At 64.3% G+C, this 24,028-nt stretch carries 25 protein-coding genes; 6 read left to right on the plus strand and 19 right to left on the minus strand.

Annotation, left to right across the window (positions count from 1 at the left end):
- Positions 1-62: 62 nt before the first annotated feature.
- From ACT6VE_RS21040 to ACT6VE_RS21050, 3 genes are read left to right on the plus strand one after another with little or no spacing between them, the layout of a single operon-like run.
- A complete protein-coding gene (locus tag ACT6VE_RS21040) occupies positions 63-2,234 on the plus strand; it encodes a transglycosylase domain-containing protein (RefSeq protein WP_444800386.1) in 2,172 nt (723 codons plus the stop codon).
- Positions 2,235-2,264: 30 nt separating this feature from the next.
- Entirely contained in the window at positions 2,265-2,858 is a 594-nt protein-coding gene (locus ACT6VE_RS21045; protein ID WP_444800387.1) for a DUF1214 domain-containing protein, read from the plus strand.
- Positions 2,851-3,405, plus strand: a complete 555-nt coding sequence (locus ACT6VE_RS21050) for a DUF1254 domain-containing protein (protein ID WP_444800388.1) — start codon at positions 2,851-2,853, stop codon at positions 3,403-3,405. The genes ACT6VE_RS21045 and ACT6VE_RS21050 overlap by 8 nt, the downstream gene beginning before the upstream one ends.
- Before the next feature lie 114 nt (positions 3,406-3,519).
- On the opposite strand, the gene ACT6VE_RS21055 is transcribed toward ACT6VE_RS21050, so the two are convergent.
- Entirely contained in the window at positions 3,520-3,708 is a 189-nt protein-coding gene (locus ACT6VE_RS21055) for a hypothetical protein (RefSeq protein WP_069059417.1), read from the minus strand.
- A gap of 647 nt (positions 3,709-4,355) precedes the next feature.
- Between ACT6VE_RS21055 and ACT6VE_RS21060 the strand changes: the two genes are divergently transcribed.
- Positions 4,356-5,270 carry a DUF2336 domain-containing protein gene (locus ACT6VE_RS21060; RefSeq protein WP_444800389.1) on the plus strand — a complete coding sequence of 305 codons (915 nt, stop codon included), beginning with the start codon at positions 4,356-4,358 and terminating at the stop codon, positions 5,268-5,270.
- A 12-nt stretch (positions 5,271-5,282) separates the two neighbouring features.
- On the opposite strand, the gene ACT6VE_RS21065 is transcribed toward ACT6VE_RS21060, so the two are convergent.
- The 6 genes from ACT6VE_RS21065 to ACT6VE_RS21090 all read right to left on the minus strand — a co-directional run bounded on the left by ACT6VE_RS21065 (position 5,283) and on the right by ACT6VE_RS21090 (position 11,462).
- The gene (locus tag ACT6VE_RS21065) at positions 5,283-5,414 is read right to left on the minus strand and encodes a hypothetical protein (protein ID WP_276508797.1); all 132 of its coding nucleotides are present in this window, start codon (positions 5,412-5,414) and stop codon (positions 5,283-5,285) included.
- Between the two features lie 91 nt (positions 5,415-5,505).
- Positions 5,506-7,155, minus strand: a complete 1,650-nt coding sequence (locus ACT6VE_RS21070; RefSeq protein ID WP_444800390.1) for a hypothetical protein — start codon at positions 7,153-7,155, stop codon at positions 5,506-5,508.
- A gap of 100 nt (positions 7,156-7,255) precedes the next feature.
- A complete protein-coding gene (locus ACT6VE_RS21075; RefSeq protein WP_444800391.1) occupies positions 7,256-7,627 on the minus strand; it encodes a DUF1491 family protein in 372 nt (123 codons plus the stop codon).
- A gap of 44 nt (positions 7,628-7,671) precedes the next feature.
- Positions 7,672-9,114, minus strand: coding sequence for a methyl-accepting chemotaxis protein (locus ACT6VE_RS21080; protein WP_444800392.1), 1,443 nt, complete (start codon positions 9,112-9,114; stop codon positions 7,672-7,674).
- A gap of 118 nt (positions 9,115-9,232) precedes the next feature.
- The gene (locus ACT6VE_RS21085; protein ID WP_444800393.1) at positions 9,233-9,961 is read right to left on the minus strand and encodes a peptidoglycan-binding domain-containing protein; all 729 of its coding nucleotides are present in this window, start codon (positions 9,959-9,961) and stop codon (positions 9,233-9,235) included.
- Complete coding sequence (locus tag ACT6VE_RS21090; RefSeq protein WP_444800394.1) at positions 9,933-11,462, minus strand: sensor histidine kinase; 1,530 nt, start codon at positions 11,460-11,462, stop codon at positions 9,933-9,935. The genes ACT6VE_RS21085 and ACT6VE_RS21090 overlap by 29 nt, the downstream gene beginning before the upstream one ends.
- Positions 11,463-11,966: 504 nt before the next feature.
- On the opposite strand from ACT6VE_RS21090, the gene ACT6VE_RS21095 reads away from it, so the two are divergent.
- Together ACT6VE_RS21095 and ACT6VE_RS21100 are read left to right on the plus strand one after the other, a co-directional pair.
- On the plus strand, positions 11,967-12,392 hold the full coding sequence (locus ACT6VE_RS21095) for a DUF5330 domain-containing protein (protein ID WP_069059423.1): 426 nt from the start codon (positions 11,967-11,969) through the stop codon (positions 12,390-12,392).
- A 208-nt stretch (positions 12,393-12,600) separates the two neighbouring features.
- Positions 12,601-13,020: a SufE family protein gene (locus ACT6VE_RS21100; RefSeq protein WP_444800395.1), complete on the plus strand. Its 420-nt coding sequence runs from the start codon at positions 12,601-12,603 to the stop codon at positions 13,018-13,020.
- 105 nt (positions 13,021-13,125) lie between these two features.
- On the opposite strand, the gene ACT6VE_RS21105 is transcribed toward ACT6VE_RS21100, so the two are convergent.
- From ACT6VE_RS21105 to ACT6VE_RS21160, 12 genes are all read right to left on the minus strand, one after another.
- Complete coding sequence (locus ACT6VE_RS21105) at positions 13,126-14,208, minus strand: hypothetical protein (protein ID WP_444800396.1); 1,083 nt, start codon at positions 14,206-14,208, stop codon at positions 13,126-13,128.
- A gap of 2 nt (positions 14,209-14,210) precedes the next feature.
- A complete protein-coding gene (locus ACT6VE_RS21110; protein WP_444800397.1) occupies positions 14,211-15,344 on the minus strand; it encodes a cache domain-containing protein in 1,134 nt (377 codons plus the stop codon).
- Between the two features lie 223 nt (positions 15,345-15,567).
- Entirely contained in the window at positions 15,568-16,368 is an 801-nt protein-coding gene (locus ACT6VE_RS21115) for a DUF6456 domain-containing protein (RefSeq protein ID WP_444800398.1), read from the minus strand.
- On the minus strand, positions 16,361-16,831 hold the full coding sequence (locus ACT6VE_RS21120) for a helix-turn-helix domain-containing protein (RefSeq protein ID WP_444800399.1): 471 nt from the start codon (positions 16,829-16,831) through the stop codon (positions 16,361-16,363). Before ACT6VE_RS21120 ends, ACT6VE_RS21115 begins: the two co-directional genes overlap by 8 nt.
- Before the next feature lie 267 nt (positions 16,832-17,098).
- Positions 17,099-17,533, minus strand: coding sequence for a MucR family transcriptional regulator (locus tag ACT6VE_RS21125; RefSeq protein ID WP_444800400.1), 435 nt, complete (start codon positions 17,531-17,533; stop codon positions 17,099-17,101).
- A 426-nt stretch (positions 17,534-17,959) separates the two neighbouring features.
- Positions 17,960-18,316 carry a monovalent cation/H(+) antiporter subunit G gene (gene mnhG / locus ACT6VE_RS21130; RefSeq protein ID WP_444800401.1) on the minus strand — a complete coding sequence of 119 codons (357 nt, stop codon included), beginning with the start codon at positions 18,314-18,316 and terminating at the stop codon, positions 17,960-17,962.
- Entirely contained in the window at positions 18,316-18,681 is a 366-nt protein-coding gene (locus tag ACT6VE_RS21135) for a cation:proton antiporter (RefSeq protein WP_444800402.1), read from the minus strand. Before ACT6VE_RS21135 ends, mnhG begins: the two co-directional genes overlap by 1 nt.
- On the minus strand, positions 18,681-19,154 hold the full coding sequence (locus tag ACT6VE_RS21140) for a Na+/H+ antiporter subunit E (protein WP_444800403.1): 474 nt from the start codon (positions 19,152-19,154) through the stop codon (positions 18,681-18,683). The genes ACT6VE_RS21135 and ACT6VE_RS21140 overlap by 1 nt, the downstream gene beginning before the upstream one ends.
- 2 nt (positions 19,155-19,156) lie before the next feature.
- Positions 19,157-20,710: a Na+/H+ antiporter subunit D gene (locus ACT6VE_RS21145; protein ID WP_444800447.1), complete on the minus strand. Its 1,554-nt coding sequence runs from the start codon at positions 20,708-20,710 to the stop codon at positions 19,157-19,159.
- Between the two features lie 5 nt (positions 20,711-20,715).
- Positions 20,716-21,093, minus strand: a complete 378-nt coding sequence (locus tag ACT6VE_RS21150) for a Na+/H+ antiporter subunit C (protein WP_444800404.1) — start codon at positions 21,091-21,093, stop codon at positions 20,716-20,718.
- Positions 21,093-21,512, minus strand: a complete 420-nt coding sequence (locus ACT6VE_RS21155; protein WP_444800405.1) for a Na(+)/H(+) antiporter subunit B — start codon at positions 21,510-21,512, stop codon at positions 21,093-21,095. Before ACT6VE_RS21155 ends, ACT6VE_RS21150 begins: the two co-directional genes overlap by 1 nt.
- Before the next feature lie 172 nt (positions 21,513-21,684).
- On the minus strand, positions 21,685-24,024 hold the full coding sequence (locus ACT6VE_RS21160) for a putative monovalent cation/H+ antiporter subunit A (protein ID WP_444800406.1): 2,340 nt from the start codon (positions 24,022-24,024) through the stop codon (positions 21,685-21,687).
- Positions 24,025-24,028: the final 4 nt, after the last annotated feature.

The following is a 24,028-nucleotide window of genomic DNA, read 5'->3' on the forward strand; positions in this document are numbered from 1 at the left end:
TGGTGAGAGGACGTTAACCGAATACGGGCAGGTTGTGACCGCCCGCCAAGAGGTCCGCGATCGTGGAAGACGACAGCCAGAAACCGACAAAACCCCGCCGCCGCAAGCGGCACTTTCTTCTGCGCATCGATTCCTGGATCGACTCCACGGTCTGGAACGCCGGTTTTCGCCTGGCCGAAATCTGGGAAGAGATCACCATCTTCTCCCGCCGCTTCCACGTCAAAGGCTGGAAAAAGGCCGTCTTCGAGGTCGCCGGCGAAGGCATGAATCTCGGCACCGCCGGCTTCGTGCTGCTGCTTGCCCTGGCGCTTCCCGCCTTCGAGGAAACCACGGGCAACTGGCGCGCGCAGAGCGATTTCGCCGTCACCTTCCTCGATCGCTACGGCAACGAGATCGGCCACCGCGGCATCATCCACGAGGATTCCGCGCCGATCGATGAATTGCCGGACCATCTCATCAAGGCGGTACTCGCGACGGAAGACCGCCGCTTCTTCAGCCATTTCGGCATCGATTTCCTCGGCCTCGCCCGCGCCATGAACGAAAATGCCCGCGCCGGCGGCGTCGTGCAGGGCGGTTCCACCCTCACCCAGCAGCTCGCGAAAAACCTGTTCCTGTCGAACGAGCGCACCATCGAGCGCAAGGTCAAGGAGGCCTTCCTTGCCCTCTGGCTGGAGGCGAACCTCTCCAAGAAGGAGATCCTGCGTCTCTATCTCGACCGCGCCTATATGGGCGGCGGCACCTTTGGTGCGGCGGCGGCGGCGCAGTTCTATTTCGGCAAGAACGTCACCGACGTGAACCTCGCCGAATCCGCCATGCTCGCCGGCCTGTTCAAGGCGCCGGCGCGCTACGCGCCCCACGTCAACCTGCCGGCCGCCCGCGCCCGCGCCAACGAGGTCTTGACCAACCTCGTGCAGGGCGGGCTGATGACCGAGGGCCAGGTGATCGCCGCCCGGCGCAACCCCGCCACCATCATCGACCGCAACGAGAAGACGGCGCCGGACTTCTTCCTCGACTGGGCCTTCGAGGAGGTGCAGCGCATCGCAAAACCCTTCGCCCAGCATTCGCTCATCGTGCGCACGACGATCGACATGGGCCTGCAGGCCGCCGCCGAGGAAGCCGTGGAAAGCGGCCTGCGCCAGTATGGCGAGAGCTACCGCGTCAAGCAGGGCGCGCTGGCGATGGTGGAAAATGGCGGCGCCGTACGCGCCATGGTCGGCGGGCGCGATTATGGCGAGAGCCAGTTCAACCGCGCGACAAGGGCGCTGCGCCAGCCGGGTTCGTCCTTCAAGGCCTATACCTATGCCGCCGCCATGGAATCCGGCATGACGCCCGAGACGACCATCGTCGATGCGCCGATCAGCTGGAACGGCTGGTCGCCGCAGAACTACGGCCGCAGTTTTGCCGGCCGCGTGACGCTGATGACGGCGATGGCGAAATCCATCAACACCGTGCCGGTCCGCCTCGCCAAGGACAAGCTCGGCACCAAGCGCATCGCGGAAATCGCCAAGGAAATGGGCGTCGAAACGCCGCTGCGCACCGACAAGACCATGCCGCTCGGCACCTCGGAAGTGACTGTGCTCGACCAGGCGACGGCCTATGCCGTCTTCCCTGCTGGCGGTCTGCAGTCGCGCCGCCACGGCATCAGCCAGATGCTCAACTACGACGGCGACATTCTCTACGATTTCGGCCGCGACGAACCGCCGGCCAAGCGCATCCTGTCCGAACAGGCGGATTCGTCGATGAACCGTATCTTCGTCACCATTCCGGTGAGCGGCACGGCGCGGCGCGGCGCGCTCGATCGCGGCATCGTCTCGGGCGGCAAGACGGGCACGACCCAGGCCTATCGCGACGCCTGGTATGTCGGCTTCACCGGCAACTACACCACCGCCGTCTGGTTCGGTAATGACGACTATACCTCGACGAACAACATGACCGGCGGCTCGCTGCCGGCCATGACCTTCAAGCGCCTGATGGATTATGCCCATCAGGGCATCGAGCTGAAACCCATTCCCGGCATCGAGAACCCCTTGCCGGACGGCACGAAGGCGACCGAAGTGGCTGCGACGACCGGCGACGAAAACCCGTTGCCGGCGCTTGTCCGCCCCCGCTCGCTCTCGGCCGATGTCACGAGGCTGTTGAAAGACATCACCCGCCAGTTCAACGAGGCGAAACCCCTGAAGGCGCTCGGCCGCGTGGCCGCGCTTGACGGGGCTCAACCAAACCGAACAGAGTAACCAGAAGCTGATTCCAACGGTCGATTGCCCTTGTTCCGTACACCCCTCGTCATCGCTACAGCGCTCGCCGTCGCCTTCGGCCTCGGCATCCTGAGTTCGATCTATGCGCTCAGGGCGACGGTCGGCTTCGGCGCCATTGCGCTCGGACCGTGGACCGCCTTCCCGGCCGCCCAGACGACCGACGCCGACCCCTACGCGAAGGCCCACCGCGCACGCGACGGCAAGCTTTTGCTTGGTAGCGCCGAGGGGCTAACCTTCACCGCCGCAAAGGACAGCGAGAACCGCACGCTTGTCGAAAACTGCCGCTATGAAATCCAGGGCATCACGCCGCCTGCCCGCCTCTGGACGCTGCATGCGGCCGACCGCAACGGCAACCCTCTGCCGGGCACGCTGCCCGGCCTGCCGACCGGCCTCAACGCCTGGTCGGTGCTGCGCAGCGCCGACAGCAGTTTTTCGATCCGCATCGCCGCGTCCGCCACGCCCGGCAACTGGCTTGCCGTGCCGCAAGGCAAGGCGCCGTTCCTGCTGGTCATGACCCTGCTCGACACGCCGACGGCCGGCAGTTCCGGTGTCATCGACCTCGCTATGCCCGGCATCACCCGGCTGGACTGCGCCGATGCGTAGCCTCCTCTATGCCATCGCCGTCGGCCTCGTCGGCGCCGCACTCCTGCACATCGTCATCATCCTCTCCCTGCCGAGCTTTACCGGCCGCGACGCCTATACGCGCGTGCAGAGCTTCGGCGAGGCGAACCGTTTCTTCCCACTGGCAAATGCCGGCGACACGCTGGCGCCGATCAACGACGATCCGGCCATGAAGACGGCCGTCTGCACCTTCTCGGTGGAAAACGGTCCGATCCGCCTTTTTGCGGCAAGCGACGTGCCCTTCTGGTCGCTCGTCGTCTATGACGAAGCCTCCAACGAGGTCTTCAGCATGAACGACCGCACCTCCGTCAGCGGCGCGCTCGACACGCTGATCGCCACGCCGATCCAGCTCATCGGCATCCGCAAGGCCGTGCCGCAGGAGCTGGAACAGTCGATCCTGGTCGAAATGCGCGGCGAGGAAGGTTACGCCGTGCTGCGCACCTTCGTGCCCACGCGAAGCCGCGAGGACGCGGCAAATGCCTTTCTGACGGATGCCAGCTGTGAGCCGTTTCCGGCAGAACAACAGTAAGGAAGTAGCTCGCCTGGAGCTCGAAGAGCAGGTTTTCCCTGCGATCGTACATGCGCCGCGGCCATCAGCGCGCAAATCCAAACGCTGCAACCGCAGCGATCGGCGAAATCGTCATCAGGGCCGGCGGGCTGTATCCGGGGCCGTCGTCTTCGCGGCCTTGCTGCGCGCGGCAAGCATGGCCGGGGTAAGGCGCTCATAGCGCACGCCGGTGAACAGAAGCACCTGGGCCGGGGCCTCGCGGCGAATGGTGTCGCGTCTCGTGGTTCGCGCGAGCCATTCCTTCAATCGTACTACGTCTGCCATTCTCGCCTCCAAAAGAAGAATCGAGACGGATGAAGTACTCCTACAATCTCACCCTGCCCGTTTCCGGGCCGGTGCATCCGGTTCCGTCGTCACCCGGCTGCGACATGAGCTGATGTCATCCCAGTCGCATACAGGTGGAAAACGGCGATACGGGTCCAAAAGTTTCCCATTCACGAGAAATTGTCTGGGACCGTCCGGTATCCGGACCATCGCACCTTTCCCATCGAACCAGCGGCGCCCTTTGGCGGACCGCCGTTCCAACACCGAATCATACCACGTCCATCGAATTAGACGAGCCGATCCATGTCCCTAAAACTAACGACTATCGGGTTAACATGCTGTTAAGACTAGCGCGAAGATCGCACGCGCGCAGTTCCCTATGGCACAGGCGCTGGCCGGATAGGCGTCCTGATGCGGCACGCCGACAGCGAAGGCACGGCCTGCAACTCCTGCGGCAGCGCTTTGTAAACATTGCCGTTTCCGCGCGAGCAAGGTTAACGGCTCGCTAACGCTTTTCCTCTATTTTTCATGAACGACAATGGGGATCGGCAAGGGGCTGCCTTTCCGGGGATGACGGGTGTTTTGTGGCGGACAGGTTTCGCGAATTGGAGAGACCGCAGGCGGGGCGGCCGAAGGACATCGTGTTGATGGCCACGGTTTCCAGCTTCGAGAGCCTGCGTTTTCCGTCCAGGTCGGATCTTTATCAGTTCGGCGAACTGTTCGCGCCGCTCTATGACGCCTCCACCGAGGAAGCGCGCCGGCAGGCCGTCGCCGCCCTGTCGCGCTGCCCGCAGATCCCCGACGACACCGCCCTCTTCATCGCCCGCCAGCCGATCGGCATCGCCGCCATATTTCTCATGGGCTCGAAGGCCATCCCCGATGCGACGCTGATGCGCATCCTGCGCGCGTCCGGTCCCGAGCACGCCCACGCCATCGGCCGGCGGGACGACCTTTCACCCGCCATCATCGAGGCGCTGGTCGGCACGCATCAGGACCATGCAAGCCGCCGCACCGGTGAAGACCGGGAGCTGGCTCTTGCGGAAGCGGCAAGGCTGGAGCGGGAAGAACAGATGCGCGAGGAGCTGCGCGCCCTCGTTCGTGCCGCAACGCCTGCGGCCGAAGCGCCGGCCGGGCTCGAACCGGCAACAGAAATGCATCAGGTGCTGTTCGTGCGCTTTGCGCGCGGTGGGGAAATCGGGATGCTGGCGGTGACGCTCGCCGATGCGCTCGCCTCGAGCCAATGGCTTTCGGAGCGCATCCTGCTCGATGTTTCCGGGCGGCAGCTTGCCGAAACGCTGGTGGCGCTCGACCTGCCCGAAGCAGACAGCGCATTCATTCTGGAAAAGATCTACCCGCATCTTGCCGCGGGCGGCGCGGAAGCGCTGCTGTCGACGCTAGACCCCGCCGAGGCGATCCTCAGGGTCGAAAGCTGGCAGAGGGCGGACAGCTACACGAACGGCAACGGCCTGCCGAAGGCGGCCAATGGCGACGACGCGCAGGCGAATGGGCAGGATCACCATGACAGGTCCTCCTTGACGACACGGCAACGCGCCGCCGGTTGAAATCCAGTTCTGTTAGAAAATCCGGCGCTTGGCCGGCAGGCGAACCGTCGCGCCTTCGTTGCGCTCGGCGGAGAGCGCGGCCAGCATGGTCACGACGAACATTCCCGAAATCAGCAGTGCAAGGGCAGGCAGCACGATAAACATGGGCGTTTCTCCAGGGCTTCACAGGCCGTTGCCTGTGCCTCCCTTTTCCCATGTCGGCCGCCTGCCGGCTGTTCCCGCAGGAACACGACGGTCAGAACAGGAAGTCGCCCTTCGAAAGATCGGAGAGATCGACGTGCTTCAGCGTCAGCACATCGTTGCCGGCGCGGATCAGCACGTCGTCGCCGCTCTGCACCGCATGGTTCTTCACGAGGTCGGTAAAGCTGGTGATGTCCGCAAGGCCGGAGAAATCGACGCGGTCCGTGCCCGGCGCAAAATCCGTCACGCTGTCCTTGCCCGAGCCCTTGGAAAAGATGAAGACATCGGCGCCGCTGCCGCCAATCAGCGTGTCGTCGCCCTTGCGGCCGTCGAGGATATCGTTGCCGGCCCCACCGGCGAGCGTGTTGCCACCGCTGTTGCCGATGATCACGTTGTCCAGGCCATTGCCGGTGCCACTCATGCCGGCGGTGCCGAGCAGGATGAGTTTTTCGAGATTGGTGCCGAGCTTGTAGCTCACCGACGACTGCACCGTGTCGATCCCCTCGCCCGCCTTCTCGACGAGTTTCAGGGCCGCATCGGCGACGAGATAGGTGTCGTTGCCCTTGCCGCCCGCCACCGAGCCGATCACCTTGCCACCGCGCGTGTCAAAGATGTCGTTGCCGGCACCGAGATCGACATTGCCGCGGATCGTGCCGTTGTTGGTAATGGCCTCGACGCCATTGCCGCCCTTCAGCGCAAGGCTGTCGGCGGTCAGCGAGCCGTTGTTGGAAAAGATGTTCTTGCCGCTGCCCAGCAGGGACACCGCAGCACCCGATGTCGCCGTCACGGCGCTGTTGTTGGTCAGCGTCGCATTCGCACCGTCGATGAAGATGCCGGATGCACCCTTCAGGATACCGTTGTTGGTGATTCGTGCGCCGGCACCACCGACGTCGATGCCGTCACCCATAGTCGAGGTGATCGTCTTGTGGTTGGCGAAATTGGCATTTGCACCATCCAGCCGCACGGCATCCCGGGCCGCTGTGATCGTGCCGTTGTTCGACATGACGAGGTTGGCGCCCGTCACGACGATGCCTTCGTCGCCGCGCGAGAGGACCTTGCCGTTGTTGGTGATGATGGCGTTCGCGCCGGTGACCGTGATTGCGTCGAGCTTGGCATCGACCGTGCCGCTGTTGGTCACGGTGGCCTTCAGGCCGGCGCTGCGAATACCGTCATCCGCCGTCGACCGGATGAGCCCGTAATTGGTGACGATCGTCTTCACGCCCGATGCGATCACCGCATCGCCGGCGCTCTTCACCGTGCCATGGTTGGTGACGAGCGCACCATCGCCGCTCGCCTTGACGCCGGCGGCGCTGGACAACACGGATCCGCGGTTGGTGAAATTCAGGCCTTCGCCGGTAAAGACGCCGGCATAGGTGCCGCCGGACAGCGTGCCGTGATTGGTAAGGACCAGATCCGCCCCGCTCGCCGTCAGGCCGATCAGCTTGGCGGAGACAACGCCGTTCGCCTTGATGGTGACATCGCCGGCATTCGCCTTGATGGCGGTGGAACCCAGCACCACACCATTGCCGGCGGAAGACGTCACCTTGCCGTCGAACACCAGAGAGCGGCCGGTATAGGCGCCGGCGGCATCGACAGCCGTGCCCTTGGTGGCGATCGAAACGCCGGGCGCAACAATCCACTGGCTGTTTGCCTGCCTGGCGAGGAGCGTCGACGTCATGTCGACCTGGATGTAATACTTGGTCATTCCTGTCAGGCGTCCATCATTGACGTGGCCACGTCTTAAAATCCTATCGGCAAAGAATCCGTTTCAAATGCGGCCGGTGCCGCCGAATTTCTCAAAGCGGTTAACGGCGAAAGAACCCGTCATCCTTCGGTTCGGCCACGCCGAAATCGATCAGGTCACCGAGATCGTCCGTCTCGACCGTCACCACCCAGAGGTCGCTATCGAAGCGCCGCTCCCGGTCGATCGCTGCAGAAACCGCCGCTGCGTCCACTCCGCTCAGCCGCGTCTCGAACAGCCGCTGGCCGCTCTCCTCCGCGTCGAAGAAACTCTGCGGCGCCGGGGCATAGAGGGTCTCCGAGCCGTCGCGAAAAACCTGCCGGACGAATACCGCCCCTGCCTCCTCCGCGCCCTTCGCCTCGACAGCCGCAAAATCGCCGCGGGAAAAAACGCGGCGCATCAGGGCGGAGACAAAGATATCGGTGCGAAGACGCATGGTCGCGGCATACACCGCGCCGGGTGCCGGGGCAATCACCAGAACTACAAGCGGATCGCCAGCCGCAGCCCGCCCCAGTGCCGGCCATTGACGGTGATGGGCGCGGAAATGTCCTTCATCAGCACGAACTGCCCGCCGCCCATGTCGCGACGATAGGTCTGGAGGAGGAACGGCTGTGTGTTGCGGCCGGCAGCCAGCCCCACCCGATCGTTGAAGATGCGGCGGTTGCGGCAGTTCGCAGTGTTCCAGGCAGGATCGCCTGGCCGCTGCGGCTCGGAGAATTTGCGGTTGTGCGTCGGCAGGTAGCCATTTTCGTCCACCGCCGCGCAGAAGGCGATGCGCTGGTCGCGCGTGGCGGCCGGCTCCTGAATTGCCGGCAGCACGCGATCGGTAAAGTCGGTGAACCGCGTCATCATCTGCACCGGATCGCTGCCCGGGATCGGTCGGTATTGCCGGTCGAACAGCGCCTCCATGCCGATCTCGCCGCTCAGCACCGCACCGGCAAAACGTGCCGAAACCTCGTCGGCCAACGCCTGAACCAGGCGGATATAGGGACTGTCCGGCGTCTCGATCCCAGCGCTCGCCGTCGCCTGGATGATGCGCTCGGAAATGGTCACCACCTCGCCGACCTTGCCGGATGCCTTCTGCAGCACCTCGTTGGAGCGGATGATCTCCGTCGAGGCTGCACCGATCGACCGGGCGAACTCGCTGCATTCCTTGTCGACGGCACCCGTCGTGGCGGCGAGTGAGGACGCACTGTCGAGGATTTTCGACATGACCGCCTCCACGCCGGCAAACGAGCCCTGCACCTGCGACGCCGTCACCTTCACACCTTCTGCCGATACGCGTGCGCCCTCGCCCGCCGCTTCCAGCCGGTCGATGCGCGCGCGCAGCTCCTGCAATGTCTTCTGGATCGAGGCCGTCGTGCTGGAGGTTTCCAGCGACAATGTGCGCACCTCCGCGGCGACCACCGCAAACCCCTTGCCCGCCTCGCCCGCACGCGCCGCCTCGATGGCGGCGTTAAGCGCCAAGAGGTTGGTCTGCCGCGCGATGGTACCGATCGCATCGGCCAGCCGGCCGACATCCGCCAGCGCCCGGGAGAAGGCGGAAATCTCCGTGCCGATCTCGTTGGAGGCCGTCACCATGTGGTCGATGGCCGCAATGGAGCCGTCGAGCTGCACCGCCTGTTCGCCCAGCACCTTGCGAGCACTCGCGGCCAGCTGGTCGGTTTCTCCAAGCGTGCGGGCAATGTCGCCATTGGTGCTGGCAATGGCCGTTGCCGACTGGGTCAGCCGGGTGAAGAGGCCGGCATGTTCGCGCGATTGCGCGGCCGTGTCCTGAATGGAACCCGCAATATCGACGAGATGCAGGCCGAGATCCGAAGCCTCGGCGGCCAGCCCGCCCACGACCCGGCGCAGCGCCCCGGCATCGGCCGGTGCGTCATCTTCAAAAGTATCCGCAGTCTCACGCAAGGCAGCGTTGGACATGGCTCGACAATCCTCCCGGCAATCGGAAGATTATCCGGCAGGCATGGTTAATGCTTCCTTTAAAAACAACCGGTAGATGTGTGCGTTGCAGTCGTACGACTTTGGTCGCATGTGCGCATTACAGCGCGCCGATGTCTTTCAGCTTGGCGAGCACCTGCGTGTTCGGCTCGCCTGTCACCGGGAGACGGTAATGCTTCTCGAAATGGCGGATCGCCAGGCGGGTCTTTTCGCCGATCAGGCCATCCACGGCGATATCCGTATAGGCGATGTTGCTGAGCCCCTTCTGGATCTTCATCACCAGGTCGCTCGGTGCAGGCTTTGCCACGGCGGAGGTGACCGCCGGATCGGCCTCGGCCTCCATGATCGCCGCGGCGACCGGGTCGGCCTCGTCCTGTGTGGTCTCGCTTACCGGCGCCGGCCGTTTCTCGATGACCTTGGCCACCTCGTCGAAGGGTCGCTCGCCGGGCATCACGTCGGTGACTTCAGGCAGTTCCTCGCCCTCTTCCAGCCGTTCGATGACGAAGGTCGTCTGGTCATGCGGCTCGGGCTTGGTCGCGGTGAAGCCGAGCGAATTGTCCGCCGCGCGCATCTTGAGGAAAGGTGCGGGATGGCCGCCCGGCTGGTACCACAGCGCGTTGGCCGCCACGAAGGAGAACACGACGAGAAAGGCGCAGGTGCCGCCGACGGTGCCGGGATTGCGCGCGGCGAGGCCTCCGAGCGCGACAAGCCCGGTGATGACAACGTTTTGCCGACGCGGCGGCGGCGCGGCCGCGCGCTTGCCGGAACCGCCCTTGCGGGCCTGGCCTTGCGGCCGCCGCTCAGGCTGTTTTCTGACGTGCGCGTTCATGGGTCGTGTCCTTGCCATCGAGCGACGGCTCGTAAACGGTCTCACTGCCCGCTGCAAGGCGCGGCGGGAAATCAACGGTGGATGCGGTGGTCAGCCGGTGGTCGTCCTCGTGCATCACGCCGGACCCGTCCGCTGGCACGCGGATGGTGATGACGGTGCCCTCGCCCGGCCGGCTCTGGATGACAAAGCTGCCGCCATGCAGCGCCACGAGACCCTTGACCAGCGACAGGCCGAGGCCGGTGCCTTCGTACTTGCGGGTATATTCGTTCTGCACCTGCATGAAGGGCTGGCCGATCAGCGCAAGCTTGTCGGCCGGGATGCCGATGCCGGTATCGCTGACGGTCAAAAGCAGGTCCTTGCCCTCGCGCGCCGCATCGATGGTGACGACGCCGCCGCGGTCGGTGAACTTGATCGCGTTGCCGACGAGGTTGATCAGGATCTGCTGGATCGCCCGCTGGTCGGCCACCGCTTCGCCGATGGCACGCGGCACGCGGCTCGTCAGCTTAATGCCCTTGTCGCGCGCCTGGAGGCCGAGCATCTGCTCGCAGGCCCGAACGCTGTCGGCGACGATGAAAGGCTCGGTCAAAAGTTCGTAGCGCCCGGCCTCGATCTTCGAGACGTCCAGCATCGTGTTGACCACCGACAGCAGGTGCGAACCCGACTGGTGGATCAGGGCGACATATTCGCGCTGGCGATCGTTTTCGAGCTTGCCGAAATACTCACCGGTCAAAATGTCGGAGAAACCGAGAATGGCGTTCAGCGGCGTGCGCAGCTCATGGCTGACAGCGGCGAGGAAGCGCGTCTTGGCGTCGTTGGCCGATTCGGCTTCCGCCGTCTTGCGCGCACCTTCGCTCTTCAGCCGCGCCTCTTCCGACATGTCGCGCGACTGGGCGACGACGGCGGCAAGCGTGCCATCTGCACCGTGCAGCGCCGTCATTTCCACGCGCATATGCATGAACTGCTCGGCATCCGCTTCCAGGCGCGGGCGGTCGATGCGGATGTCCACCGTCTCGCGCACGCCACCCTGGCGCAGGTTGTCGATCGCGGCGAGGAAGCCGAGCCGGTCGGAAATGTGGATCTGGTCGAGATAGCCCCGCGCCATCGGGTCACGCATCCAGGCGAGCATGTCGGCCCGGTCGCGGCCGTGCACGGCGGTCACGAAACCACGCGCATCGTGCAGCGTCACGAGGCCGGCAAACAGATCGTATGGAGAGGTCTGCACCGGCGCGCTGGCGGCCAGCTCTTCGGCAAAGGTCTTCGGCTTCATCGGCTTGGGCTGGCGCACGGAGGTCGCGGCGGCGGCAAGCAGCGCACCGGCGCCGACGACAGCGACACCGGTGGGCAGTGCGGCCGAGGCGGGCATGATGGCGGACAGAGCAAGCGGCAGGCCGGGAATGGCGGCAAGAAGGGCCAGCGTCGTGGCACGCAGTGACGCGGACGGGCGCTCATCCGTGGCGTCCACGCCCGCAACGCCCGCAACGGCGCCCAGGCGGGCTGCCATTCTGTCAGCGATGGTGGTCAATTGGCGCAACGCAAAACCCTGCCGTTTATGTTCTTTTGTGTGAGCCCAAAATCGCATCGGCGACTTAAGGAAAGAATAAACGACGGGGCCCGAAACCGGCCCAAAAAGCCTCAAAAGTCCCATTTCGGGGCAATCCACCGGCCATTCGTCCGGCGTGGTTAACGGGGTGTAAGCGCCTCATTTTGCGGCATTTTTCTGTTCATGTTAACCTCTGGGGCAAGCCGCCCCAAATGCACCTCCCGGCGTTCCGGCGCCTTGGGTCCGGTGGCCACGCCTTCATCCTTAACGGCAATCGCTAAAATCTGCCTCAAATGCCGGTAAAGTCGGAGATAGGTCGCATTTTACTTAAATCTGGGCAAAACCTGAGTGATTCTTGAAAAGGGGAATTTCCTTCCGGCTCCTATTCTCGCATCAACGGTTCGCCAAGGACCAGCAAGCCGAAGGCCGCAAAGAGCTGAGGCCCGATAACAAGGATGGCAAGCGATGTGGTTTCTGATCAAGGGAACGTTCTGGTTCTCCATGGTTCTCGTCCTGCTCCCGTTCCTCGACGCGGAATCCTCCGCGAAGCTGGAGAAGGGGCCGAACGTCGAACTCGGCGATACCTTCACCGCCGCAAGCGAGGCGTTCGGTTACGTCACCGCGATGTGCCTGGAGAAGCCTGACGTCTGCCAGAAGGGTGCGGAAACCTTCGTTGCCCTCGGCCACCGGGCCCGTGAGGGCGCGCGCATCGCCTACCAGTTCCTCGATACACAGTTTGCCGAAGACGGTGCTGCCGTCGCCAAGGCCGATCCGGCGAAGGACGAAGCGCTCGACCAGCCGCTTCCGGATGTCGCCGCAATCGATGCCGACGACGAGGTCATCACCGGCACCGTCGCCATCCCGACCCGCCGCCCCGACCACAAGGGCTAAGACTTTCCGAAATACTGCCTGCCTGACTCGTTGCCCCTGCAACCGCCGTATGGATCCGTTCCGTACGGCGTTTCTTTTTGTGGCGAAGGATTCCGGTTCAAATTCCCGACGCCCTCGCCTATATGAAGACCGTAATCCCTTAGAGTGACGCAACTCCGGACGCGAAACCGCGTCGCACTTTCACCGGAATTGCTCAGGACGGAATGCCATGGCCACGCTTCAGCAGATCATCGACGACTTCGCCTATCTCGAAGAATGGGAAGACCGCTACCGCTATGTCATCGAACTCGGCAAGGCGCTGCCGGACCTGCCGGAAGACAAGCGCATAGCGGCCAACAAGGTGCAGGGCTGCGCCAGCCAGGTCTGGCTCGTCAGCCACATTGAGGGCGGCGCCGATCCGGTGATGACCTTCGACGGCGATTCGGATGCCCATATCGTGCGCGGCCTCGTCGCCATTGTGCTCGCCATCTATTCGGGCAAACACGCCTCCGAGATCGCCGCGCTCGATGCCATCGACACGTTCAACGAAATCGGCCTCGTCGAACACCTCTCCTCCCAGCGCGCCAACGGCCTGCGCTCGATGGTCAAGCGCATCCGCGAAGAGGCGGCCATGCGCGTGGCGGCCTGAACCGCGCACCAAGAATGGATCGCAGGTTGCCCCTCCTTCCCCTTCTCCCCAGCGGGGAGAAGGGGTTTGTGGCACCGCTGTAATCCCTCGTGATTGCCCTGCGCCTCAGACATAAGCGGCCAGCATGAAGGCGGCTGCCAGGACCAGGATCAGCGTCGGGATCGTCCACATCAGCGTCACATAGGCCTGCTCCTGCACATAGGGGCCGAACAGGCGCGCGATGACATTGAAGCGTGAGAACACGATGTTGACGAACAGCGCCGAGGCAAGCCCGATATAGTTGAGGGCAAACAGCCGGTTCACCGTGTTGTCACCGACCGACAGGACGGTATAGCTGCTGTAGACCGTAAAGTTCAGCGCGATCACCGCAAAGAGGCCGCCGATGATGATGTTGACCATCTCGTAGGTATCCACCTGAAAGACGCCGTCTTCCATGCTGTTCAGCCAGATCGCCAGCAGCGGGATGAGCAGCGAGGCCAGCAGCGGAATGAAGATCGAGGCGACCACGAGTCCCGGCTGCCGCTTGATATCCAGCGCGGCGACGATGCGCGCGTGGCTTCCGTTGTACCAGCCCGGCAGTGGCGCGCTCTTCAGGTCAATGAGGCCGATGCTCCAGCCGGCAAGCTCGGCATTGGCGGAGGGACGACTGAAGTCGATATCCGACTGGTCGAAGCGCAATTGCATCTCGGCGGTCGTCAGCGTGTCGGCGGCAATCTCGATGGTCAGTTTCTGGCGATCGAAGGGAAAGCGCTGCACGTCGACGCCGACGGTGAAATCGGCCGTCACGCGGTGCAGCAGCTCGGCGCGGCCGGAGGGATAGATCCGGAGCCCATATTCCGAGCGCAACGCCTCGCCCGTCTGGTTGGCGATCCGGATCGGCGGGATCCAGATGTCCTTCATGCGGGCTTCGGCCGCAGCACCCCGCAGCGTTTCCGGCGGCGCGCCACCCGCGTCGGCGGGCGCGGCAAGACGCGAATCATTCCAGCGCAAACGCAGGTCCACGGTCGCCCGAAGTGTTCCTGTGTTTTCGTCGAAACTCTCGATCGACAAAACCGAGGCGCCGGCCTGCACGGCGATCGGCAGCCCCTTGTCGCGCGGTAGCGGCGAAGCGGCCGAACCTGCCGTCGTAAAGGCGAAGAGCGCAAGCAGCGAGGCAAGCCAGACAAGGAGAGGGCGAAGCGAAACCATCCTCAAGCCTTTTCCGGCTCGGTGCGGCGGCTGCGGATACGGTCGTAGAGCGAGACCAGCGGCTGCATTTCCGCCGGAAATTTCTCCGTTCCCACAATCGGCGTCAGCGGCGTGCCCGCACCCACAGCCTCGAAGCGCTCGCCGAGAACGGCGAGCGGCCGCAGGAGAAAGCCGCGCAGCACGACAAGGATGAAGCCGGCGAGAAGAATGATGGCGATGAGGGTGACGACGCCCTGCCAGATCAGGGAACGGCTGACGGCGGCGCGCGAGGCGCTGAAATCCTGGCTGGCGGCGATGACGCCGAGCGGCGTGCCGGAGGCGCTGTTGATCGGCAGCAGCACGACGCCACGGGTAAGGCCCTGCGCCGCCCGCACATAGCGCAGCGGTTCGTTGACCACCGCCAGATCCTCCGGCCGGGCAAGTTCCGTCATCAATTGGGCATTCGTCGCCTCGAACCGGATATATTTGCCGACTCGATTCTGGTCGCCCAGGCGTTCGGGATCGACGCCCGCGGCAAACTCCTTCAGCAAGGCCTCGTCGATGAAGAGGGCAAGGTCGATGCCGTAGGCCGTCTTCAGCGCGGCGAGCAGCGGTCCGTAATCGATGCCGATCTCGAAGGTACCGATATGTTTGCCAGCAGGGTCGAGCACGGGGGAGACGCCGAAAATGGCGGGGCCGTTGCGCGCGACCGCAGCGCCCTTCATCGGAACCTGCTCGCGGTTGGCGGCGACCACCAGCGGGCGGAAGCGGGTCAGGTCGTCGCCGAACGTCGCGGGGTCATGCAGCCGCAGAAACGACACCAGCGACGCGAGATGGAACTGCGCCTGGTCGACGCCGTGCCGCGCCTTCTGGCCGGCGAACATTTTTGAAAGCTCGGCGTTCAGCCCGGCCCGGTCGCCCTCTGCAAAGAGCTTGCGGACGACCGGCAGGTCAGAAATCAGCTCGGCCCGCGCCAGCGCCTTGTTTTCGGCGTCGCGGATCGCGGTCTCGACGATGGCCTGCACGGTGCGGAACTGATCGGCCTCGACGGCATCGGTCATGCCGGCAAACAACCGGCTGGTGACCAACGCCGCCCCGGCGACGATAAAAACGACCGCAAGAATGAGGGCGACGGGAGCACTGCGCCGAAAGGTCATGGAGAGCCTGCAAAGCTGGAGAAACCAACGACTGGTTAACCGCAAGTTAACAGTGGTTCGCCGTGTTTCCGCAAGAGGATTCGACAGCCCAGACGCGAAGTTTTTGTGTCCGCAAGCAACGGATTCGCCAGGCAGGCCTATTGCGGCTTCGGCGCCGGCCGGGGGCTCGACCCGCAGGCACCGACGCCGGTCGCGATCACCTCCAACAGACGAGCCGCCTGGCTCAGCGCGAAAGGTCCGGCCGATACCCTTCCGCTCCCCAGACGTGGCGGTGCCGCGCGGTCTTCGCCGGCGGCGCGTAGTGGCGGGCAAGGGCCAGCAGTGCCGCGCGCAGCATGAGCTTTGCCGAGCGCGCAGGCCATCGACGCTCGCGCTCCACCATCTCCAGCCCCTTCATGAAGCAGCAGACATCGAGCGCGACACCGGAAAGCTCCGGCCCGATTGCCTCGATGGCGCGGGCGACACGTAGCCTCGCGGCAAGTGTCGTGTCGGTCAGGTCGCGCCCGGCGCCGGCCTCGCCCTTCTGGCGGCTGGCGATGCGCGGCTCCCAGGACATGGTCATTTTCGGCTGCAGGCCGCCACGCGTGAAGTCCGCATGCAGCCGCTCGCCGGCAGCGAAGGCGCCCTCCGGCAGATAGGCCTCGCCCGACTTCTCCTTCAACCGCGCGAGGTTCGCCAGCGGCGATTCCAGCCGGTTGGCGAGGGCCCTTTCCCGCACACCGTCCCGCAACACGGTCACCGCGGCCATATCACGATGCTGGCCGGCAAAGGGGGTTTGCGCATCGCACAGCCGCCGCTTCAGATGAACACGCGCCTCCGGCAACGGACTCAGCCTTGCCCCGCCACGTCGCAGAAGACCGAGGCTGATCGCCTCAGCCAGCACGACCGGCGCCAGCGGCTGCCTGCGGCCATCGGGTGCGACCAGGGCATCACCCTCGACAAGCCTCACCTCGCCTGCGGCAAGCACAAAGCGCAGAAGCCTGGCAAGGGCATCAGCATTCCCCTTCCCGTCCGCCTCACTCATGGCTGCCGATCCCCGCCGGACCGAAGACCGACTGCACGACCCGCTCGATTGCCGAAACGAAGGCATCGAACGCCACATCGTCGCGCCGGTCCTCCACCCGGTTGCAGGCATGGCCGACCGTCGTACGGTCGCGGCCGAAGGCGACGCCGATATCCGACTGCGACAGACGCAGCACGACATGGCAGACATACATGGCGATCTGCCGGACATGACAGGTGGACCGGCGGCTGTCGCGGCGCCAGAGCGGTCGTTCGCTCGCCATCGCCGTCATTTCCAGCACAAGCTGGCGCACGATCCGGCAGGCGACCGCCGGAACCACGACCGGCGCCGCCTGACCGCTCATCCGGCGCCGCACACGTGGCCCGTCCTCCTCCGGCTCCAGGCCCTTGGTTTCCGGCGCCATGGCGACGGGAGGCGCCGATTCCGAGGACGACCGCCGATGGGGAACGATGAACTGGTGCATGACTGGTCACTCCGTTTATAGGAATTTATTCATACACCCTAGAGCACAGACGGGGATGAAGGGAGTGCCTTCCCGCAACCATTCCTTGAATATCTTGATAAATTTACGACAATAATCCCCTATGTAGGCATTATTTCCTCATGGCAATTCCGAAAAAACGGAGCGGGGCGTTGGCCCTGGCAACGATTCGCCCGGAATCCCTGCCTGAACGCAAAAAGCCGGCCCCTCGCGAGGCCGGCTTTTCCGTCTTCAACCAAAATTCGGTGATTACTTGGCCTTGCGGCGCTGGCCGAGGCCCATTTCCTTGGCAAGGCGCGAGCGGGCTTCGGCATAGGCCGGAGCGACCATCGGGTAATCCGACGGCAGGTCCCACTTTTCGCGGTACTCTTCCGGGGTCATGCCGTAGTGGGTCATCAGGTGGCGCTTCAGCGACTTGAACTTCTGACCGTCTTCTAGGCAGATGATGAAGTCGTTCTGCACGGACTTGCGCACCGGCACGGGCGGCTTCGGCTTCTCGGCGACGACCGGCACTTCGACAACCGCGGCGGGGGCCGTCGTGTTGTTGAGCGCAGCATGCACGTCACCGATCAGGCCCGGCAGGTCGGCGACCGGCACGACATGGTTGCCGACATAGGCGGCGACGATTTCTGCGGTGAGTTCCACGAGCAGACTGCCGCCGGCACCAAGGGTAGTTTCTGTCATTTCTTTCTCCTGTCAAACAACATGAAGGTCGATGGCCCTACCCATCGTCCCGGTTCTTGAATTGCGGATAAAGCGCCATCGTCGAGCGATTGTGCGGCGCACTATTGCGCACCAAGACCACATGCATCGAACCACCGGCATTTCGCGTCAATATAACTCTTCACCACAGCGGCCACGGCTTCCCGCTGAATCTGCGGCCGCGATATATACCGCGCGGGCGCGACTACGACTCAAATTCAACTTAAACAGGAAATCCGCATGCAAGCTAAATCAACCCGAATGCTTTACTTCGCTTGGGATACCATTCCTCGATTCAATGTCCAGTATTATTTTGGAACCGCCGGGAGATAGCTTGGAACATCCAGAATTTCCCACTAAAATTCGAAGGATACTGCAAATTTTAGGGGTAGGCCTTCTAACCAAATTTCAACGCTTCTTGGCGTTGCGGTTGTGCGCGTCGCGCAGTTCGTCGATTGCTGTCAGCCGTGTCAGGCGATAACCGGCGTCGTGCGCCGCCTTTGCGACGAGATGAGCCGCCACCGGCGCCGTCAGCACGAAGAAGATGAAGCCGGCAAGCGCCCGCGTGAAAATCGCCACATCCAGCGAATGGATGCCGGCTGCAAGCAACATGAGCCCCGAGCCGACCGTGCCGGCCTTGGAGGCCGCGTGCATGCGGGTATAGACATCCGGCAGGCGCACGATGCCGAGGGCCGCAAGGAAGGTGAAAATGCCGCCGGCGACCAGCATGATGCCGACGACAAGCGCGAGAGCGAAATCCAGCATCAGCGTGCCCTCCCCTTGTTGCGTTGCTTGCCGTGGCGCACGCCCTTGCGGGGTAAGTCCGCCTCTGGCGCGTTGTCTTCGCCCACCTGCATGCCCTGGGTCAGGACGAACCGCGCGAAGGCGACAGTCGCCAAAAAGCCGACGAGGCCAAGGGCGATCGCGATATCGATATAGAGGTTGAAGCCGGTCTTGATGGCGATGACGGCGATGAAGCCGATGGCGATGCCCGTCAGCATGTCGAGCGCGACGATGCGATCCGGCAGCGTCGGCCCCTTGATGACGCGGTAGGCCGTCAGGAAGAAGGCGGCGCACATCAGGAAAAGCGCGATGTTTGCGGCGGCGGAGACGATCGTTTCAGCACCCATCAGCGAAAGGCCTCCAGGATCTTCTTCTCAAAGCCGTTGGCGATGTCGCGCCGCGTGCCGACGGGATCGGAACAGTCGATGGCATGGACGTAGAGCACCTTGCGATCCTCGGAAACATCGACGGAGAGCGTGCCCGGCGTCAAGGTTATGAGATTGGCGAGAAGCGTGATTTCGAAATCGCGGTCGACAGTCAGCGGAAAGGCGAAGATACCAGGCTTCAGCGCCATTCTGGGGCTCGCCACCAGCACCGCGACCTTCCAGGCCGACAGCGCCAGCTCCTTGAAGAAGAGCAGCAGCAGCGACAGCACTTTCAAGAACCGGACGCGCCGCCCGTCGGGCTGAATATGCCCGCGGATGAGCGCCAGCGACAGCGCGCCTGCGACGGCACCGAGCAACAGGTTCGGGATGGTGAAGCTGCCGGAGACGGCGAGCCAGATGATCGTGAAGACGGCGATGATGACGGCTGGGCGCATGATCAGGTCCTCCCCGGAAAGACCGAGCCGATATAGGCCCGCGGATCGGCAAGCCCTTGAGCGGCGTGCTGGACCAGCGACAGGAGCGCATCCGGGAAGAGCCCGAACACCACCGTCAGCGCCGTCAGCGCGGCGAGCGGCAGGAGCGCGCTCGGCGGAATGGTTTCAGCCGGCAGCACATCGGCCGCGGGGCGCCAGTAGGCAAGCGCGAAGACGCGGCCGAAGGCGATGGTCGTGAGGAAGCCGGTGAGGAGAACCACCGCCACCAGCCACCAGGCGCCGATATCCATCGCGGCCTTTGCCACCATGACCTTGGGCCAGAAGCCGGAGAACGGCGGCAGGCCGGAGACGGCGAAGAACAGCACCAGCGACAGGGCGGAAAACAGCGCGGAGCGCGTGTAAAGTCCGCCGAGCCGGTTGAGATCGAAGCTGCCGGCGAGCCGTCCCGCCAGCCCCGCCGCCATGTAGAGCGCGGTCATGACGACCATGGAATGCAGCGCGTAGAAAATCGCCCCGCCGACGCCGCCGGGGCTGCCGAGCGACAGGCCGGCCAGCATGACGCCGATGCCGGAAATGACGGCATAGCCGAGCAGCCGGCGGATATCGCTCTGGCCGATTGCGCCCAGTGCACCGACAATCATGGTGGCCGCGCCGACGAGCGCGATGACGAAGCTCAGCTCCTCGCGCTCGACCGGAAACAGCATGATCAGCGTGCGCAGCAACGCATAGATGCCGACCTTGGTGAGAAGCCCGGCAAAGAGCGCGGAGACCACGACGCGTGGTGTGTGATAGGAGGCCGGCAGCCAGAAATTCACCGGAAAGGCCGCCGCCTTCATGCCGAAGGCAAGCAGATAGAGCGTGGCGAGCGTCATCAGCGGCAGGTCGGCGCGCGCGGCTGCCGCCTTAACGGCGATGTCGGCCATGTTGAGCGTGCCGAAGATGCCGTAGAGATAACCGGTCGTGACGAGAAACAGCGTCGTCGCAACGAGGTTGAGGAAGGCGTATTTGATTGCGCCGTCGATCTGGCGCGGCTCGGAGCCGAGCGTGATGAGGCCGAAGGACGCAATCAGCAGCACCTCGAACCAGACATAGAGGTTGAAGATGTCGCCGGTCAGGAAGGCACCGGAGACGCCGGCCATCAGCAAAAGCAGGAACGGATAGAAGCCATAGCGCCGGCCGCGGCCGTCGATATCGCTCAGGGCATGCACCGCGCCGGCAAGTGCGACGACCGCACCGACCAGCGCGAAGAGCACGCCGGTCAGGTCCGCGGTAAACGCGATGCCGAAGGGTGGCAGCCAGCGGCCCATCACCATGGTGACCGGACCGTTGGCGGAGACATGCGCCAGCAGCGCCGCGTCGATCAGCACGAGCACGGCAAGGGCCGGCACGGCAAGCCAGCCCTGCAGGTGCAGCGACTTGCGCAGCATCAGGAGCAGCGCGCCCGTCAGCAGGCACCAGGCGGGCGGCAGCACGACGAGCCAGTCGGCGGGCGCGACCGGCGTCATGACGAGGGCTGCGGAAAGGTCTGTGGGCGTTACGGCCATTGGCGGGGCGATTCCTGTCAGTAGCCGGTCGGCGGGAGCGGATCGTTCTCCGGCTCCGCCACGCGCATCTCGTTGCCGTTATCGGTGCCGAGGTCCTGATAGGCACGGTAGACGAGCACGAGAAGGAAGGCGAAGAAGGAGAAAGAAATAACGATGGCCGTCAGGATGAGCGCCTGCGGCAGCGGATTGGCGGTCAACGTCACCGGCACGTCGTGGCCGGCCGGGATGATCGGCGGCACCTCGCGCAGGATGCGGCCATTGGTGAAGAGCAGGAGGTTCACCCCATTGCCGAGCAGCACCACGCCGAGCAGCACGCGCACCAGGAACTTCGACAGCATCAGATAAACGGCGGCGGCGAAAAACACACCGATGAGCATGACGAGTGGCAGTTCCATCACAGGTCGTCTCCCGCTTCGAGCGCCAGCGCAATCGAGGTGATCGCCCCCACCACGACGAGATAGACGCCGGCATCGAACAGCATGACGCTGGAGAGCGGAATTTCCACACCGAGGATCGCCGGATAGACCCAGAGCCCCGTCATGAAGGGCACGGCAAAGACCATCGACATCAAGCCGGCAAGGCAGGCCATGAACAGGCCGAAGGCCGAGATCGCCATCGGATGGAACCACAGGGCCTTGCGCACGGCGTCGACGCCATTGGCAATACCGAAGATCGCCAGCGCCGAGACGGCGATCAGCCCGCCGATAAAACCGCCGCCCGGCTCGTTATGGCCGCGCAGCAGCACGAAGAGCGAAAACAGCACCATGAGTGCCGTGAGGAACGGCGCGACGGTGCGGAAGATCAGCGTGTTCATCGGCGGGTCCCCTTCACAGAAGCGGCGTGGACTGCCCCCTCATCCGGCCCTCCCGGGCCACCTTCTCCCCGTTGGGGAGAAGCGAAACGAGACGTCAGCGATAGTCCCCTTCTCCCCAACGGGGAGAAGGTGCCGGCAGGCGGATGAGGGGGGCAGCCATAGACAAAAACCATCAGATCTTTTCCTCCACCTTGCCGCCCTTGCGGATGCGGATGATCGAGAGGATGGCCAGCCCCGTCACCATAACGACGGCGATTTCGCCCAGCGTGTCCGTGCCGCGGAAATCGACGATGATGACGTTCACCACATTGGCGCCGTGCGCGATCGTCTTGGAATAGAGGTTGAAGAAATCGCTGAGCGCCGTGTCGAAGCGGCCCTGCGTCACGCGCAGCAGATAGAGCGCAAAGCCGAGGCCGCAGGCGATCGCGATTGCGGCATCGGGGATTTTTTCCTTGAGCGGCCGGCGGTCGCGCGGCGTGAGCTGAAGCCGCGTCATGGCGAGCGCCAGGATGACGACCGACAGTGTCTCGATCATGAACTGCGTGAAGGCAAGGTCCGGTGCACCGAACAGCAGGAAGAGCAAGGCGACGCAAAAGCCCTGCACGCCAAGCGCGACGATGGCCGTCAGGCGATTTTTCGCCGCCAGCACGGCGCCGATGCCAAGCGCCGCCAGCAGCATCACCGCCAGCTCATAGAATGGCATGTTGGCCGGCCAGACCGGTGCACGCGGCCATTCGCCATAGACCACCGGCGGCACGAGGAGCGCCAGCGCAACCACCACGAAGGTCGCGGTCATGTAGACTTCCATGCGCCCCGACTGGGTCAGGCGGTTGATGAACACAGCGAAGCGCACGAGCCCGCGCATGGCCTGGTCGAAGCCCCTGTCCGGCCCCCAGCCGATGTCCTCGACCAGCCCATTCGCCGCAGCGCGTGCCTTGTCAAGCACCAGGAAGACGACGATGCCGAAGGCCACGGTCAGGATGGAAAGCAGCAGCGCCGCACCAAAGTGCGGGATCGCCGAAATGGTGACGGTCTCCGGCTTTCCGGCAATGGCGGAGGCGAGCGGCGAGGTCAGCAGGGCGTGCGCCACGGTGGAGAAGATGCCGATCACCAGCCCCTTGACCGCGAGCAGCATCGGTCCGATCCACAGCAAGGCAGGCCCTTCATGTGGATGTTTCGGCGTTTCGACGCGCGCGCCGAGGAACGGTTTCAGCGCCACGGCGAAGGCGACGGCGAACATCAGGCTGTTGCCGATGACCGCAGCCGCCGTGAAGGCGATGGCGCGCAGGCTGCCGCCGGCAAGCGCTCCATAGATCTCCTCCTTCGCCAGGAAGCCGAAGAAGGGTGGCAGGCCGGCCATCGACAGCGCGGCCAGCAGGGCAGCAAGGAAAGTGACCGGCATGGCGCGGCGCAGGCCGCCGAGTTTTGTTATGTCGCGGGTGCCGGTCTCGTGGTCGATCAGGCCGGCGACCATGAAGAGCGCGCCCTTGAACAGCGAATGCGCCACGAGATAGAGCGCCGCGGCGGCGACCGCATGTTCGGAGCCGAAGCCCGTGAGCATCACCAGCAGGCCGAGCGAGGCGACCGTCGTATAGGCGAGCATCAGCTTCAGGTCCGTCTGGCGGATGGCGAGCACGGCGCCGACCAGCAGCGTCAACCCGCCGAAGGCCGGCAGGATGGTTTCCCAGGCGGGCGTGCCGCCCATCACCGGATTGAGCCGCATCAGGAGATAGACACCGGCCTTCACCATGGTCGCCGAATGCAGGTAGGCGGAAACCGGCGTCGGCGCCTCCATGGCGTTCGGCAGCCAGAAATGGAAGGGAAATTGCGCCGACTTGGTGAAGGCGCCGCCGAGGACGAGGAAGAGCATCGGCAGATAGAACGGGCTCGCCCGCACCTCCGCGCCGAAGGACATCAGAAGCGAAAGCTGCGTCACGTCGGTGACGTTCCAGAGCAGCAGCAGGCCGGCGAGCAGGAACAGCCCGCCACCGCCCGTCACGATCAGCGCCTGGAGTGCGGCCCGGCGCGAGGCCTCGCGCGCGTGGTCGAAGCCGATCAGCAGGAAGGAGGTGATCGAGGTCAACTCCCAGAAGACGAAGAGCATCAGGAAACTGTCGGAGGCGACAAGCCCGAGCATCGATCCCATGAACATCAGGATGAACGAGAAGAACCGCCCCTGATGCTTGTGTCCTTTCAGGTAACCGCCAGAATAGAGCACGATCAGCGTGCCGATGCCGGAGATCAACAGCAGGAAGGCGAGCGACAGGCCGTCGATCAGCCAGGAAAAGCTGACATTGTAGGACGGCACCCAGGCATAGCCGCCCGTGACGATCTCACCGCGCGATACTTCCGCATTGAACCCGAGGAAATGCAGGAAGACGGCGAGTGGAATGAGCGCCAGCGGCCAGGCGGCATTGTGGCCGAGCAGACGCGTCAGCGCCGGCGCGACCAGCGCGCCGAGAAACGGCAGACAGAAGGCAAGGAAGGTCAGCCCCATCGTGTCTGGTGTCATTCGC

This window comes from Shinella sp., assembly GCF_052438155.1.
Classification (GTDB): Bacteria; Pseudomonadota; Alphaproteobacteria; order Rhizobiales; family Rhizobiaceae; genus Shinella.

Coding starts and splice junctions, on each gene's coding strand:
- ACT6VE_RS21050 (WP_444800388.1), top strand. CDS start 2,851: ATGCGTAGCCTCCTCTATGCCATCGCCGTCGGCCTCGTCGGCGCCGCA.
- ACT6VE_RS21055 (WP_069059417.1), bottom strand. CDS start 3,708: ATGGCAGACGTAGTACGATTGAAGGAATGGCTCGCGCGAACCACGAGA.
- ACT6VE_RS21060 (WP_444800389.1), top strand. CDS start 4,356: ATGGCCACGGTTTCCAGCTTCGAGAGCCTGCGTTTTCCGTCCAGGTCG.
- ACT6VE_RS21065 (WP_276508797.1), bottom strand. CDS start 5,414: ATGTTTATCGTGCTGCCTGCCCTTGCACTGCTGATTTCGGGAATGTTC.
- ACT6VE_RS21070 (WP_444800390.1), bottom strand. CDS start 7,155: ATGACCAAGTATTACATCCAGGTCGACATGACGTCGACGCTCCTCGCC.
- ACT6VE_RS21075 (WP_444800391.1), bottom strand. CDS start 7,627: ATGCGTCTTCGCACCGATATCTTTGTCTCCGCCCTGATGCGCCGCGTT.
- ACT6VE_RS21080 (WP_444800392.1), bottom strand. CDS start 9,114: ATGTCCAACGCTGCCTTGCGTGAGACTGCGGATACTTTTGAAGATGAC.
- ACT6VE_RS21085 (WP_444800393.1), bottom strand. CDS start 9,961: ATGAACGCGCACGTCAGAAAACAGCCTGAGCGGCGGCCGCAAGGCCAG.
- ACT6VE_RS21090 (WP_444800394.1), bottom strand. CDS start 11,462: ATGGCAGCCCGCCTGGGCGCCGTTGCGGGCGTTGCGGGCGTGGACGCC.
- ACT6VE_RS21095 (WP_069059423.1), top strand. CDS start 11,967: ATGTGGTTTCTGATCAAGGGAACGTTCTGGTTCTCCATGGTTCTCGTC.
- ACT6VE_RS21100 (WP_444800395.1), top strand. CDS start 12,601: ATGGCCACGCTTCAGCAGATCATCGACGACTTCGCCTATCTCGAAGAA.
- ACT6VE_RS21105 (WP_444800396.1), bottom strand. CDS start 14,208: ATGGTTTCGCTTCGCCCTCTCCTTGTCTGGCTTGCCTCGCTGCTTGCG.
- ACT6VE_RS21110 (WP_444800397.1), bottom strand. CDS start 15,344: ATGACCTTTCGGCGCAGTGCTCCCGTCGCCCTCATTCTTGCGGTCGTT.
- ACT6VE_RS21115 (WP_444800398.1), bottom strand. CDS start 16,368: ATGAGTGAGGCGGACGGGAAGGGGAATGCTGATGCCCTTGCCAGGCTT.
- ACT6VE_RS21120 (WP_444800399.1), bottom strand. CDS start 16,831: ATGCACCAGTTCATCGTTCCCCATCGGCGGTCGTCCTCGGAATCGGCG.
- ACT6VE_RS21125 (WP_444800400.1), bottom strand. CDS start 17,533: ATGACAGAAACTACCCTTGGTGCCGGCGGCAGTCTGCTCGTGGAACTC.
- mnhG (WP_444800401.1), bottom strand. CDS start 18,316: ATGCTGGATTTCGCTCTCGCGCTTGTCGTCGGCATCATGCTGGTCGCC.
- ACT6VE_RS21135 (WP_444800402.1), bottom strand. CDS start 18,681: ATGGGTGCTGAAACGATCGTCTCCGCCGCCGCAAACATCGCGCTTTTC.
- ACT6VE_RS21140 (WP_444800403.1), bottom strand. CDS start 19,154: ATGCGCCCAGCCGTCATCATCGCCGTCTTCACGATCATCTGGCTCGCC.
- ACT6VE_RS21150 (WP_444800404.1), bottom strand. CDS start 21,093: ATGGAACTGCCACTCGTCATGCTCATCGGTGTGTTTTTCGCCGCCGCC.
- ACT6VE_RS21155 (WP_444800405.1), bottom strand. CDS start 21,512: ATGAACACGCTGATCTTCCGCACCGTCGCGCCGTTCCTCACGGCACTC.
- ACT6VE_RS21160 (WP_444800406.1), bottom strand. CDS start 24,024: ATGACACCAGACACGATGGGGCTGACCTTCCTTGCCTTCTGTCTGCCG.